The organism is Streptomyces tibetensis, assembly GCF_040647715.1.
GTDB classification, from domain to species: domain Bacteria; phylum Actinomycetota; class Actinomycetes; order Streptomycetales; family Streptomycetaceae; genus Streptomyces; species Streptomyces tibetensis_A.
In genome coordinates, this window is the sequence record NZ_JBEZCR010000005.1 from 596,187 (window position 1) to 609,701 (window position 13,515).

Genomic DNA, 13,515 nt, shown 5'->3' on the forward strand with positions numbered 1-13,515 from the left:
CCCCGCACGCTACGGGCAGCGGCTACCGGAGGTCTTGTACGTTCTTGCGCTCCCGCTGGTAGGCCCCGGGAGGCACGCCGACGATCCGGCTGAAGTGCCGGTTGAGATGCGGCTGGTCGGTGAACCCGACGGCCACGGCCGCCTCGGAGGGAGCCGTCCCCGTGTCCAGCAGCCGCCGCGCCCGCCGTACGCGCGCGTCCGTGAGCCACGCGTGCGGTGGCATCCCATAGGTGTTCCGGAAGGCCCGCAACAGGGCGAACGGGCTGGTCCCGAGGTCGGCCGCAAGCCGCTCCAGGGTCGGCGGGCGTGCCATCCGTTCCTCCAGCACACCACGCGCGCGTGCCGCGATCCGGGCTCCCGCCGTCCGCACCTCCCGCCGTGGCACGGTACCGCCGTTCAGCCGCAGCAGCCTGGTCACGGTGACCCGCAGCAGGGTGTCCGCGGCCAGCGCGTTGCCCTCGTCGGCGGCCCGCAGCACCTGGTGCACCAGCGCCGCGGCGTAGGGATCGTCCACCACCGGGCTGACGAACCCCGGTGTCCCCCGCAGTCCCGTCGTCTCGGCCGCGATCCCGGCGACCACGTCGGGCGGCGGGTACAGGGCCCCGTACCGCCACCCTTCGGGCACCCCGGCCCGTCCGGTGTGCGGCGTATCGGGATTCACCAGGGCGAGAGCCCCGGCTCCCGCGTACTGGTCGCCCCCGCCGTGGTGGAACACCTCCACGCCGTCGGCGATGGCGGCGATCACGAAGTTCTCATGCGTGTGCCGCACGAACGTCTTGTGCACGTACCGGGCCCGCAGCAGATCGACTCCGGGCAGCTCGTCGTACTGCCAGTGCCGCGCGCGCTCGCTCATACGCCCATTGTCCGCGGCCGTGGCGGCCCCGGGCCACGCGCCCTCGGCCCGGCGGGGGCCACATCTCGCGACGAAACGGCAGGCCAGGAGGCGTCGAGGCCCCGTTGTCAGTGCCGAGGTGCACGATGGACGCATGCCCAGCAATGCGCACCGAGCCCTGGACGGCTTCTCCCCCGCGACCCGAGCCTGGTTCACGGGTGCCTTCTCCGCGCCCACTTCGGCCCAGGCCGGTGCGTGGCAGGCCATCCACGAGGGATCGGACGTGCTGGTCGTGGCCCCCACCGGTTCCGGCAAGACCCTGGCCGCGTTCCTGGCGGCCCTGGACCAGCTGGCCTCGGCGCCTCCCCCCGCCGACCCCAAGAAGCGTTGCCGTGTCCTGTACGTCTCCCCGCTGAAGGCCCTGGCGGTGGACGTCGAGCGCAACCTGCGCAGCCCGCTGACGGGCATCCGGCAGGAGTCGGTACGCCTCGGTCTGCCCGAACCCGAGGTCAAGGTGGGCATCCGCTCGGGCGACACGCCCGCCGCCGAGCGCCGCGCCCTGTCGACCCGGCCGCCGGACATCCTGATCACGACGCCGGAATCACTGTTCCTGATGCTGACGTCGGCCACGCGCGACGCGCTGGCGGGCGTGGAGACGGTGATCCTCGACGAGGTGCACGCAGTCGCCGGCACCAAGCGCGGCGCCCACCTCGCGCTCTCCCTGGAGCGGCTGGACGATCTCCTGCCGAAGCCCGCCCGCCGCATCGGCCTCTCCGCGACGGTCCGCCCCGTGGACGAGGTCGCCCGTTTCCTCTCGCCCCGCCGCAAGGTGGAGATCGTCCAGCCGGAGTCCGGCAAGGAGTTCGACCTGTCCGTGGTGGTCCCGGTGGAGGATCTGGGCGAGCTGGGAGGTTCCCCGGTCGCGGACGGCCAGGAAGGCGCCGAGCGCCCGTCCATCTGGCCGCATGTGGAGGAGCGGATCGCCGACCTCGTCCAGTCCCACCGCTCCACGATCGTCTTCGCCAACTCACGCCGCCTCGCGGAGCGCCTCTGCAACCGGCTGAACGAGATCGCGTACGAACGGGCCACGGGAGAGCCGCTCGACGAGCACCACTCCCCGGCCCAGCTCATGGGCGGTTCGGGAGCAGCCCAGGGCGCCCCCCAGGTCATCGCCCGCGCCCACCACGGCTCGGTGTCCAAGGAGCAGCGCGCCCTGGTCGAGGAGGACCTCAAGGCGGGCCGCCTGCCCGCGGTCGTGGCCACGTCCAGTCTCGAACTGGGCATCGACATGGGGGCGGTCGACCTGGTCGTACAGGTGGAGTCGCCGCCCTCCGTCGCCTCCGGCCTGCAGCGCGTCGGCCGGGCGGGGCACCAGGTGGGCGCGGTCTCCACGGGTGTGGTCTTCCCTAAGTACCGGGGCGACCTCGTGCAGGCGGCGGTGGTCACCGAGCGCATGCGCACCGGCTCCATCGAGTCCCTCAAGGTCCCGGCCAATCCCCTGGACGTCCTGGCCCAGCAGGTGGTGGCCATGACGGCCCTGGACACCTGGCAGTTCGACGACCTCCTCGCCGCCGTGCGCCGGGCCGCCCCCTTCGCCTCGCTTCCCGAGTCGGCCTTCACGGCGGTCCTCGACATGCTGGCGGGCCGCTACCCGTCCGACGCGTTCGCGGAGCTGCGCCCGCGCGTGGTGTGGGACCGGGTCACCGGCGAGATCACCGGCCGCCCCGGCGCACAGCGCCTCGCCGTCACCTCCGGCGGCACGATCCCCGACCGCGGTCTCTTCGGAGTCTTCCTCGCGGGCGCCGATCCCAAGAAGGGCGGCGGCCGGGTCGGCGAGCTCGACGAGGAGATGGTCTACGAGTCCCGCGTGGGCGACGTCTTCACCCTCGGCACCAGTTCCTGGCGCATCGAGGACATCACCCGCGACCGCGTCCTGGTCTCCCCCGCCCCGGGCGTGCCGGGCCGGCTGCCCTTCTGGAAGGGAGACCAGCTGGGCCGCCCGCTGGAACTGGGCCGGGCCGTGGGGGCGTTCCTGCGCGAGGTCGGGTCGCTGCCCGAGGACGACGCGCGCCTGCGGCTCCTCGCCGCGGGGCTGGACGCGTGGGCGGCGGACAACGTGCTGTCCTACCTGGACGAGCAGCGTGAGGCCTGCGGTCACATCCCGGACGACCGGACGATCGTCGTGGAGCGCTTCCGCGACGAGCTCGGCGACTGGCGCGTGGTCGTGCACTCCCCCTTCGGCGCCCAGGTGCACGCCCCCTGGGCGCTCGCGCTCGGCGCCAAGCTCTCCGAGCGGTACGGCATGGACGCGCAGGTCATGCACGCCGACGACGGCATCGTGCTGCGCCTTCCGGACGCCGACCTCATGGGCCTGGACCTGCTGGACCAGGAGCCGGTCACGATGGGCCGGGAGTACGACGCCGAGCAGGCCCCCGTGGGCGCGGCGGACGTCGTCTTCGACAAGGGCGAGGTCGACCAGGTCGTCACCGACCAGGTGGGCAGCTCGGCCCTGTTCGCCTCGCGGTTCCGCGAGTGCGCCGCCCGCGCACTGTTGCTGCCGCGCCGCAACCCGGGCAGGCGCACCCCGCTGTGGCAGCAGCGGCAGCGGGCTTCGCAGCTGCTGCAGGTGGCGAGCGAGTTCGGTTCGTTCCCGATCGTCCTGGAGGCGGTCCGCGAGTGCCTCCAGGACGTCTTCGACGTGCCCGGTCTCGTCGAGCTGATGGGCGACCTGGAGTCCCGCAAGGTGCGCCTGGTCGAAGTGACCACCGCCGAACCGTCCCCCTTCGCTCGCTCGCTCCTGTTCGGCTACGTCGCCCAGTTCCTGTACGAGGGTGACTCCCCGCTGGCCGAGCGCCGCGCCGCCGCCCTGTCGCTGGACTCGCGGCTGCTGGCCGAGCTGCTGGGCCAGGCGGAGCTGCGCGAGTTGCTCGACGCGGAGGTGCTGACCGAGCTGGAGCGGGAGCTGCAGTGGCTCACCGAGGACCGTCGCGTCAAGGATGCCGAGGGCGTCGCGGACCTCCTGCGCCTCCTCGGCCCCCTCACCGACGCGGAGCTCGCCGAGCGGGGAGCCGAGCCGCAGTGGGCGCAGGAACTCGCCGGTGCCCGCCGCGCCATCCGGATCCGTGTCGCGGGCGCGGAGCACTGGGCGGCGATCGAGGACGCGGGCCGCCTGCGCGACGCGCTGGGCACCGCCTTGCCGGTCGGTGTCCCGGAAGCCTTCACGGAACCCGTCAAGGATCCGCTCGGCGACCTCCTCGCACGCTACGCCCGCACCCACGGCCCGTTCACCTCGGCCACGGCCGCCGCGCGCTTCGGCCTGGGCGTGGCCGTCACCGAGGGCGCCCTCCAGCGGCTCGCGGCGGCGGGCCGGGTCGTCCAGGGCGAGTTCCACCCGGCCGGGATCGGCCAGGAGTGGTGCGACGCGGCCGTGCTGCGCCGGCTGCGCCGCCGCTCCCTGGCGGCCCTGCGGCACGAGCTGGAGCCGGTGCCACCGGCCGCGCTGGCCCAGTTCCTCCCCCAGTGGCAGCACATCGGCAAAGGCCACTCCCTGCGTGGCATCGACGGGCTGGTGCGGGCCATCGAGCAGGTCCAGGGCGCGTCCGTGCCGGCCTCCGCCCTCGAGAAGCTGGTGCTGCCCTCCCGGGTCGTGAACTACACCCCGGCCATGCTGGACGAGCTGACCGCAGCCGGAGAGGTCGTCTGGGCCGGGGCCGGCTCCCTCCCCGGCAAGGACGGCTGGGTCTCCCTCTATCTGGCGGACGCGGCCCCCCTGCTCCTGCCGCCCCCGCACCCCCTGGAGCTGACCGCCCTGCACCAGTCCGTCCTGGACACCCTCTCCGGTGGCTACGGCCTGTTCTTCCGCCAGATCGCCGACCAGGTCCGCGCCACCACCCATCCCGAGGCCGGCGATCCGCAACTGGCCGACGCCCTCTGGGACCTCGCCTGGTCCGGCCGCCTGACGAACGACACACTCACCCCGATGCGCTCCCTGCTCGGCTCGGGCCGCACCGCCGGCTCCACGGCCCACCGCGCCAAGCGCTCCGTCCCGCGCGGCCGCTACGGCTCCCTGACGGCCGCGGCCCGGGCCTCGTCCCGCTCCGGCCCGCCGACGGTGGCCGGCCGCTGGTCGTTGCTCCCGGCCCACGAACCGGACCCCACCGTGCGGGCCCACGCGCTCGCCCGCACCCTCCTCGACCGGCACGGCGTGGTCACCAGGGGCGCGGTCTCGGCGGAGGGCGTCGAAGGCGGCTTCTCGGCGACGTACCGTGTCCTGTCCGTCTTCGAGGAGAGCGGCCAGGCCCGCCGCGGCTACGTGGTGGAGGGTTTGGGTGCCGCACAGTTCGCGATGGACGGCGCGGTGGACCGCCTGCGCGCGGTGTCGAACGCCCGTGACCGCGGCGCGGACCTGCCCGGCCCACCTCCCGGCTCCGAACCCGACCCGTTCACCGCCCATGACTTCCCCGCCCACGACTTCGCCGGTCCGGACGACGACTCCGCCCCCTCCCACCAGCACACCGACGACCCCGGCACCGACGGCTTCCCCTACCTGGACCCCTCCTACGACACCCCGAAGCCGTCCGCGGGTGAGTGGGTCTCGCCACGCGACCACCCTCCGCAGGCCGCCCCGTCCTGGCAGAACGGCGGTCGCGCCGGGTACGACCAGGGCTTCGCGGGCCGCCGTACCCGCCCCGACGGCGCTTCCCGGGCCGTCGTTCTCGCCGCCGCCGACCCGGCGAACGCGTACGGCGCCGCCCTGCCCTGGCCCGAACCCCCGAGCGGAGCCGGGCACAAGCCGGGCCGAAAGGCCGGCTCCCTGGTGGTCCTGGTCGACGGTGAGCTGACGCTCTACATGGAGCGCGGCGGCAAGACCCTGCTGGCCTGGCCCGCCCACCCGGACGGCGATCCCGCCGACGACGTCCGGCTGCACAGCGCCGCGGAAGCCCTCGCCGCGGCCGCCCGCGCGGGTTCCCTCGGCACTGTCACGGTGGAGCGCGTCAACGGCGCCCAGGCCCTCACCTCCCCCATCGGCACCCTCCTGGAAGGAGCAGGATTCATCGCGACCCCCCGGGGACTGCGCCTGCGCGCATGACGGATGACGGCGCTGCGCGCATGACGGCCGGCCGTCCCACAGCCGCTCCGGCCAGCGTGCGGCGTCCGTGCCACCCTTGACCCATGCCCGAAGGTGACACTGTCTGGCAGGCCGCGAGACGGTTGGACGACGCCCTCGCGGGCAAGGTGCTGACCCGCAGCGACCTCAGGGTGCCCCGCTTCGCCACGGCCGATCTCACGGGCCGCGCGGTCCTGGACGTCACCGCGCGCGGCAAACACCTCCTCACCCGCATCGAGGGCGGCCTGACCCTCCACTCGCACCTGCGGATGGACGGCTCCTGGAAGGTGTACGGGAACGGCCAGCGCTGGAGCGGCGGTCCGGGCCATCAGATCCGCGCGATCCTCGGCAACACCGACCGCACGGCCGTCGGCTACCGCCTGCCCGTCCTGGAACTGCTGCGCACGGCCGACGAGCATCGCGCGGTCGGCCATCTCGGCCCCGACCTCCTCGGCCCGGACTGGGACCCCGACCAGGCCCTCGCCAACATCCTCCGGGATCCCGCCCGCGAACTCGGCGAGGCCCTGCTCGACCAGCGCAACCTCGCGGGCATCGGCAATGTCTACAAGAGCGAACTCTGCTTCCTGCTCGGCGTCACCCCCTGGCTCCCGGCCGGTGCGCTGCCCGCCGACCGCGCCGAGAAGCTGCCCGCGCTCGCGAAGAAGCTGCTGGAGGCCAACCGCGACCGCCCGATCCGCAGCACGACGGGCCGCCGCGGCCAGGACCTCTTCGTCTACGGACGCGCTCCCCGCCCCTGCCTGCGGTGCCGCACCTCCATCCGCGTCGCGGACCAGGGTGACGGCTCCCGCGAACGCCCCACCTACTGGTGCCCCACCTGCCAGCCGGGCCCGGCCCCGGCCATCACCCGGCGCCGCCGCCCTGATTGACGACCCGTCAGAAATGCTCGTACGGTCCCTGTATGCCCGTCACGGCGTACGACCTCACCGGCCGCACGGTGTTCGTCACCGGCGCGGCGAGCGGCATCGGCCGCGCCTCGGCCCTCCTGCTCGCCGAGGCGGGCGCGACGGTGCACTGCGCCGACCGTGACGCCGAGGGCCTGTACGAGACGACTACCCTGATCGAGGACGGCGGCGGCACCGCCCGCACACACGTTCTGGATGTCACCGACCGGCCCGCGCTGAAGCAGGCCCTCACCTCATGCGAGCGCCTGGATGCCCTGGCCGCGGTCGCCGGGATCATGCACAGCAGCCCGGTGCTGGAGACCCGGGACGAGGACCTCGACCGTGTGCTCGACGTGAACTTCAAGGGAGTCCTGTACGCCTGCCAGGAGGCGGCCCGCCTGATGATCGCCCAGGGCACCCGGGGGAGCATCGTCACCATGGCCTCCGGCGCCGTCGACACCGGCGGCCCCGGGCTGCTCTGCTACGGCGCGGCCAAGGCGGCGGTGGTCCAGCTGACGAAGACCTTCGCGACGGAGCTTGGCCGGCACGGCATCCGCGTCAACGCGGTCGCTCCGGGCTGGATCCGTACGCCGATGACCGACCGGCACGACAGCGCGTCCCAGGCGCACACGGAGTCCGTCATGGCCCGCATGTCACCTCTGGGCCGTGTGGGCCGGCCCGAGGACATCGCCCACGCGATCCTCCACCTCGCCTCGGACGCCTCGGCCTTCACCACAGGCCAGATCCTCCGCCCGAACGGGGGCGTGGCCATGCCATGGTGAGACGCCACCGCCGATCAACCCTTCGCGACACGGCGCGGCGCCGCCCCTCACCCCGCGCACCTCATCCCCGGCGCCCGAACGGGTGCGTGATGCCATGGTGAGTCGCCCCGCTGGTCACCTCTCGCCACACACGAGACGCCCCCATCACCCCCCGATTTCACCCGCGCCGCCCCGCACCCCCGGCCCTCCAGATCCCCCGCAGCCGCCCCGCCCCCACGACCCCTCGCGCCTGCCGCTTGGGCACGCAGTGCACGGGCAGCACGCTCAGCCCCCACCCCCCGGCCGCGACCGCCGCTTCCAGCACCCCCGCCTGGGGCACTGTCACCAGCCGGAGCACGGCCCACCACCACAGCGCCCCCAGCCCCAGTGCGGCCCCGCGTGCCCCCCAGCGCCGGCTCCCCCAGCCCGCTATCCCCGCCACGGCCACCACCTCCGGCCCGACGCTATGCCGCTGCCCGGACCGGTCGACAGGGCGCACCAGAGGCACACGGGAGCACCGCGCACCCCACTCGGGTCGCTGCCCGCGCCCGCTGCCGTCACCCGTTCTCGGCCTGGAACATCCAGTGATGCTTCTCCAGGTCCGCCGTGATCCCGATGAAGATGTCCTGGCTCACCGGATCCGGCTCGCCGGTCGTCTCGACCCGCTCCCGCATCCGCGCGATCACCGCTCCCAGCGCCTCGACCAGCGCGCCCACGGCGGTCGTGTCGTCGACCCAGCCCTCGGGCGTCACCCCGATCCCGCTGCCGACGGCCACTGTCGCGGCACGCCCGTCGGGAGAGATGCCCAGGGCCGCGGCCCGCTCGGCCACGGTGTCGGAGTACTTCCGCGCGGTGTCGACGACCTCGTCGAGCTGGAGGTGCACGGAACGGAAGCGCGGCCCCACCACGTTCCAGTGGATCTGCTTCGCCACCAGGGCGAGATCCACCAGATCGACGAGGGCACCTTGCAGCGCCTCGGACACGGTCTTCAGGTTCGCGTCCGTCAACGGGCTCTTCACGACGTACATCCGCACCTCCGAGGACTGCCCCCGCCATCCCCTCAACGATGACCGCCGCACGCCGCACCGGCAAACGCACATAAAACAGACACAGCGCGTACGTGACGGCTCAGCCGGGCCCACTCAAGCGAAACCACAGCGCCCACACGCGAAAGCCCCGGCGCCCACTCAGGCGAAAACCTCGGCGTCCGTGCAAGCGAAAACCCCGGGCGACGCCTCCCCGGATCTCCCGGAGAGGCCCGGCCGGGGCCTCACCACTTCTCAGCGCCTGGTCGGCGCCGTTCACCTCATGCCGCGCAGGCGCGAAGCCTCAGGCGGCGACGACGTCCACCGCTTCGGCGGGCGCCTTGATGGTCACCCGTTCCGGTGGCACACCGGTCACCGAGACGGAACCCAGCATCGAGCGAACCGGCGTGGGTACAGGCTCGCTGGGGGTGGCCGCAGCAGACTGGGCCAGCTCGGCGAGGGCGAGCTCGTCGCTCACTTCCCGCATGAGCTCGGACATCCGTACGTCCAGCGCGTCGCAGATCGCGGAGAGCAGCTCGGAGGAAGCCTCCTTCTGCCCCCGCTCCACCTCGGAGAGATAGCCGAGTGAGACTCGGGCGGACGAGGAGACTTCGCGCAGAGTACGGCCCTGGCGCTGGCGCTGCCGACGCAGCACGTCACCCAGCAGGCGACGGAGCAGAATCATCGGTGGCTCCCTCCTCGGACCGCGTAGCCGCATCCATTACGCCCCACCGTACCGCCTTGCGCCGCGGCCGTGCGGGGAGCGATGTCGTGTTCACTCAGGGCTGCAAACATCAAAACCCCCCGTTCCGTTCCGTATCCTGTGCCCGCTCATTCCCAGTCTGTTCGCCCGCAAGCCCCTTCAGGAGCAGTGCGAGTACGCTCCGTACACTCTCTCTACGAATTTCCGCGCGGCCGCCGTTCAACCGCAGAGCCTCCACTTTTCCGCCGCCGGCAGAACCCGGATCCGCCGCAACGGGTCCGTCCACAGCGACGAAGACCGTGCCGACGGGCTGTCCGTCCTGCGGATCGGGGCCCGCGACACCGGTGGTCGCGATGCCCCAGTCGGTGCCGAGCGCCTTGCGCACCCCGGCCGCCATCTGCGCCGCGACCTGCGGGTCCACCGCTCCGTGGGTCGCCAGCAGGGCGGCGTCGACATTGAGCAGATCGTGCTTCAGCTGGGTGGCGTACGCGGTCACGGAGCCCCGGAAGACCTTGGACGCTCCAGGGACCGACGTGATCTCCGCCGCAACGAGGCCACCGGTCAGCGACTCCGCGACGGCGAGCGTCTCGCCCTTCACCGTGAGTAGTCGCACCACGTCGGTGGCCGTGGAACTCACGCTTCCTTCTCCTCCAACGCGGCCTTGCGCTCGGCGATTCCCTGCCTGCGCAAGACAATGGCCTGTTTCACATAGTCGAGTCCGGTCACCACGGTCAGCACGACCGCCGCTGCCATCACCCACCACCTCAGGGTCGCCAGCCACCCCGTCAGCGCCAGGACGTACATGCCTACGGCCACGCCCTGGGTGAGGGTCTTCAGCTTGCCTCCGCGGCTGGCGGGAATGACGCCGTACCGGATGACCAGAAAACGCAGCAGCGTGATCCCGAGTTCCCGGCCGAGGATGACGCCGGTCACCCACCACGGCAGGTCACCGAGCGCGGAGAGACAGATCAGTGCCGCACCCATGATCGCCTTGTCGGCGATGGGGTCGGCGATCTTCCCGAAGTCCGTGACCAGGTTGTACGTGCGCGCCAGATGACCGTCGAACAGGTCGGTGATCATGGCGATCGCGAAGGCGGCCCAGGCGAGGGCCCGCCACGCCGGGTCGTAGCCGCCGTCGGCGAGCATGAGCGCGACGAACGCCGGCACGAGGACCAGCCGGAGCATGGTCAGGAGGTTGGCGATGTTCCAGACGCTCGCCTGGTTGACGGCGGCGGCAGCGATCTTGGCGCCCCGCGGGGTCTTCCCCTCACCCTGGGCGTCGACACCGTCGCCCTCACCCAGGACGGCCTCACCGACACCGGGAACCACATCGGCGCCCCCGCCGGGCACCGCCCCGGCAGCCCCGCCGTGTGCACCGGAAGCCCGGCCGTGCCCTGCACCGGCAGCCCCGGCAGGCCCTCCGTCCGGAGCGCCACCGAGCCCTGCACCGGCGGTCTCACCGGGCCCCGCGTCGGCCGCAGCAGCAGGCCCCGTACCGGACGCCCCGCCCTCGGCCGACCGCGCGACCGCGGCCCCGGGAGCCTTCCCCGAGGCCGCCGAAGTCGTAGCGGCCGCGCCGGCCGCGGCCCTCCTCGCGCCGGAGGCGCCTCCCGCCGCGGATGCCGGGACACCGGTCATCTGCCCGCCTCCTCACTCCACGCAGGCGACGTGAGCGAGCCCTGCAGCGGCTCGGCCACCAGGTCGACACCCTCCGTACCGACCACCTTCGCCTCGACCATACGGCCGATACGCAGACCCGTGCCGCTCGTGAGGAGCACTTGGCCGTCCGTCTCGGGCGCCTGGTGCTCGGCACGGCCGTACACGCCGTCCTCGTCGACGGACTCGACGAGGACCCGCACGGTCTGGCCGACCCGGTCCTCTGCCCGCTGGGAGACGAGTTCCTCCGCCAGGCGGGAGATGTGGGCCAGCCGCTCGGCGACGACGTCCTCGTCGAGCTTGTCGTCGTAGGTCGCGGCCTCGGTGCCCTCCTCGTCCGAGTAGCCGAAGACGCCGATGGCGTCCAGCCGCGCGCCGTTCAGGAACCGCTCCAGCTCGGCGAGGTCGGCCTCGCTCTCGCCGGGGAAGCCAACGATGAAGTTGGAGCGGACACCGGCCTCCGGCGCCTTGCTCCGGATGGTGTCGAGGAGCTCCAGGAAGCGGTCGGTGTCGCCGAAGCGGCGCATCGCGCGCAGCACGCCGGGCGCGGAGTGCTGGAAGGACAGGTCGAAGTAGGGCGCGACCTTGGGGGTCGAGGTCAGCACGTCGATGAGGCCGGGCCGCATCTCGGCCGGCTGGAGGTAGCTGACGCGGACGCGCTCGATGCCGTCGACCTCGGCGAGCTCGGGCAGCAGCGACTCCAGCAGGCGGATGTCGCCGAGGTCCTTGCCGTAGGAGGTGTTGTTCTCGGAGACCAGCATGATCTCCTTCACGCCCTGCTCGGCCAGCCAGCGCGTCTCGTTGAGCACGTCGCTCGGGCGCCGGGAGATGAAGGAACCGCGGAAGGAGGGGATGGCACAGAAGGAGCAGCGGCGGTCGCAGCCCGAGGCGAGCTTCACGGAGGCGACCGGGGAGCCGTCCAGGCGACGGCGCAGGGGCGCACGCGGGCCGGACGCGGGAGCGAGGCCCTCCGGAAGATCCGCCGGCGCCACGGCGGGCTCGGCCGGTCCGTGCCCGGGCAGGGCGACCGAGGTGGCCGACTCCTGGCGCTCCGCCGGGCTGATCGGCAGCAGCTTGCGCCGGTCGCGCGGGGTGTGGGCGGCATGGATGCCGCCGTTGAGGATGGTCTGCAGGCGGTCCGAGATGTCCGAGTAGTCGTCGAAGCCGAGCACGCCGTCGGCCTCGGGGAGGGCCTCGGCGAGCTCCTTGCCGTACCGCTCGGCCATGCAGCCCACCGCCACGACGGCCTGGGTTCTGCCGTGCCCCTTGAGGTCGTTGGCTTCGAGGAGGGCGTCGACGGAGTCCTTCTTGGCGGCTTCGACGAAGCCGCAGGTGTTCACGACGGCGACGTCCGCGTGCTCGGCGTCCTCCACGAGCTGCCAGCCGTCCGCCTCCAAACGGCCTGCGAGCTCCTCCGAGTCCACCTCGTTACGGGCGCAGCCAAGGGTGACGAGTGCGACGGTACGGCGTTCAGGCATGGGCTCAAGACTACTTCGTCCCGCTGACACCCCACGTCGACGGGGTTGGCCGTTTCCCGGCCAACCCCTCAGCAACCGGACCTTTCGGTCTGATCATCCGGCTTCGGGGTCGCCCTTCGTGTACGTCAGGCGTTCGACGGACCCGGGCTGGAAGTCCTCCTCGATCTTCTTGCCGTTGACGAAGAGGTCGATCGCGCCGGCGTCCCCGAGGACGAGGTGGACCTTCGAGCTGTCCTGGAAGGTCTTGGTGTCGCCCTGTTTGAGGACGCCGTCGAAGATCATCCGGCCGTTGTGGTCCTTGGCGGCGATCCAGCTGCGGCCGTCGGCGGCGGCCACGCGGACGGTCACCTTGTCCTGCGGCGCGGCCGCGATGGCACTGTCTGAAGGCTCGGATTCGGGGTCGGCGGGCTTCTTGGTCCTGGTGGTCGGGGAGGCGGAGTCGCTGGGCGTGGAGCCCTCGGCCACGTTCGCCTCGCTGGCGTTGTCGTCGCCGCCCTGGAACATCGTGAATCCGACGAATCCGATCACCGCGACGATCGCGGCGACCATGGCGGCGGTCCAGTTGGGGCCCCGCCGCTCCGGACGGATGCGTTCCGCCTCGAAGAGGGGAGCTGCCGGGGTCGGCGCCGGCCGCCCGCCGTGCTCGTCGCCGTACTGGGCGAGCAGCGGCTCGGGGTCGAGGTGGACAGCCTTGGCCAGGGTCCTGATGTGCCCACGGGCGTAGACGTCCCCACCACAGGGGGCGAAGTCGTCCGCCTCGATCGCGTGCACGATGTTCATGCGGACCCGGGTGGCGCTACTGACGTCGTCGACGGTCAGCCCCGCGGCGATACGAGCCTGCTGCAGGACATGGCCGATGGAGGGGCGGGCTTCCTCGCGGTCTGTTTCGACGTGCTCGTTTTCGAACGGACGCTCGTCTTCAGGGGAGTTGCCGATGGACACGGGGGCGCCTTTCGAGCGTGTAGCCGCCTGTGCTGGAAGTTCAGTCTAGGGGGGTACCAAAAGGGTGGGGCAACCGGGCGGTGTCACTTTGTACGCCATCGGAATGGCC

At 72.5% G+C, this 13,515-nt stretch carries 10 protein-coding genes and 1 pseudogene; 3 read left to right on the plus strand and 8 right to left on the minus strand.

Going from position 1 to position 13,515, the window contains the following annotated elements; all coding sequences use genetic code 11:
• Positions 1 to 25: 25 nt before the first annotated feature.
• A pseudogene (locus tag AB0B29_RS17035) lies at positions 26 to 853 on the minus strand (AraC family transcriptional regulator); the annotation flags it as partial.
• Between the two features lie 133 nt (positions 854 to 986).
• Between AB0B29_RS17035 and AB0B29_RS17040 the strand changes: the two are divergent.
• The 3 genes from AB0B29_RS17040 to AB0B29_RS17050 all read left to right on the plus strand — a co-directional run bounded on the left by AB0B29_RS17040 (position 987) and on the right by AB0B29_RS17050 (position 7,623).
• A complete protein-coding gene (locus tag AB0B29_RS17040; RefSeq protein ID WP_362239916.1) occupies positions 987 to 5,921 on the plus strand; it encodes an ATP-dependent helicase in 4,935 nt (1,644 codons plus the stop codon).
• A gap of 83 nt (positions 5,922 to 6,004) precedes the next feature.
• On the plus strand, positions 6,005 to 6,826 hold the full coding sequence (locus AB0B29_RS17045; protein ID WP_362239919.1) for an Fpg/Nei family DNA glycosylase: 822 nt from the start codon (positions 6,005 to 6,007) through the stop codon (positions 6,824 to 6,826).
• A 32-nt stretch (positions 6,827 to 6,858) separates the two neighbouring features.
• Positions 6,859 to 7,623 carry an SDR family NAD(P)-dependent oxidoreductase gene (locus tag AB0B29_RS17050; RefSeq protein WP_362239921.1) on the plus strand — a complete coding sequence of 255 codons (765 nt, stop codon included), beginning with the start codon at positions 6,859 to 6,861 and terminating at the stop codon, positions 7,621 to 7,623.
• Between the two features lie 157 nt (positions 7,624 to 7,780).
• Here the strand turns inward: AB0B29_RS17050 and AB0B29_RS17055 are convergent, their stop codons facing one another.
• The 7 genes from AB0B29_RS17055 to AB0B29_RS17085 all read right to left on the minus strand — a co-directional run bounded on the left by AB0B29_RS17055 (position 7,781) and on the right by AB0B29_RS17085 (position 13,406).
• Positions 7,781 to 8,044 (minus strand): hypothetical protein, encoded by a 264-nt coding sequence (locus AB0B29_RS17055; protein ID WP_436845851.1) that lies wholly within the window; start codon positions 8,042 to 8,044, stop codon positions 7,781 to 7,783.
• Positions 8,045 to 8,159: 115 nt separating this feature from the next.
• Positions 8,160 to 8,630, minus strand: a complete 471-nt coding sequence (locus AB0B29_RS17060; RefSeq protein WP_362239924.1) for a Dps family protein — start codon at positions 8,628 to 8,630, stop codon at positions 8,160 to 8,162.
• 301 nt (positions 8,631 to 8,931) lie between these two features.
• Positions 8,932 to 9,312, minus strand: a complete 381-nt coding sequence (locus AB0B29_RS17065) for a helix-turn-helix domain-containing protein (protein ID WP_033314530.1) — start codon at positions 9,310 to 9,312, stop codon at positions 8,932 to 8,934.
• 109 nt (positions 9,313 to 9,421) lie between these two features.
• Positions 9,422 to 9,967, minus strand: a complete 546-nt coding sequence (locus AB0B29_RS17070) for a CinA family protein (protein WP_362239926.1) — start codon at positions 9,965 to 9,967, stop codon at positions 9,422 to 9,424.
• Positions 9,964 to 10,632: a CDP-diacylglycerol--glycerol-3-phosphate 3-phosphatidyltransferase gene (gene pgsA / locus AB0B29_RS17075; protein WP_362239996.1), complete on the minus strand. Its 669-nt coding sequence runs from the start codon at positions 10,630 to 10,632 to the stop codon at positions 9,964 to 9,966. Before pgsA ends, AB0B29_RS17070 begins: the two co-directional genes overlap by 4 nt.
• A gap of 332 nt (positions 10,633 to 10,964) precedes the next feature.
• On the minus strand, positions 10,965 to 12,464 hold the full coding sequence (gene rimO, locus AB0B29_RS17080) for a 30S ribosomal protein S12 methylthiotransferase RimO (RefSeq protein WP_362239929.1): 1,500 nt from the start codon (positions 12,462 to 12,464) through the stop codon (positions 10,965 to 10,967).
• Between the two features lie 93 nt (positions 12,465 to 12,557).
• Positions 12,558 to 13,406, minus strand: a complete 849-nt coding sequence (locus tag AB0B29_RS17085) for a helix-turn-helix domain-containing protein (protein ID WP_362239931.1) — start codon at positions 13,404 to 13,406, stop codon at positions 12,558 to 12,560.
• Positions 13,407 to 13,515: the final 109 nt, after the last annotated feature.

Bases quoted from the DNA above. Each gene is read 5' to 3' on its own strand.
- AB0B29_RS17060 (WP_362239924.1), bottom strand. From the start codon at position 8,630: ATGTACGTCGTGAAGAGCCCGTTGACGGACGCGAACCTGAAGACCGTG.
- AB0B29_RS17040 (WP_362239916.1), top strand. From the start codon at position 987: ATGCCCAGCAATGCGCACCGAGCCCTGGACGGCTTCTCCCCCGCGACC.
- rimO (WP_362239929.1), bottom strand. From the start codon at position 12,464: ATGCCTGAACGCCGTACCGTCGCACTCGTCACCCTTGGCTGCGCCCGT.
- AB0B29_RS17050 (WP_362239921.1), top strand. From the start codon at position 6,859: ATGCCCGTCACGGCGTACGACCTCACCGGCCGCACGGTGTTCGTCACC.
- AB0B29_RS17045 (WP_362239919.1), top strand. From the start codon at position 6,005: ATGCCCGAAGGTGACACTGTCTGGCAGGCCGCGAGACGGTTGGACGAC.
- AB0B29_RS17065 (WP_033314530.1), bottom strand. From the start codon at position 9,312: ATGATTCTGCTCCGTCGCCTGCTGGGTGACGTGCTGCGTCGGCAGCGC.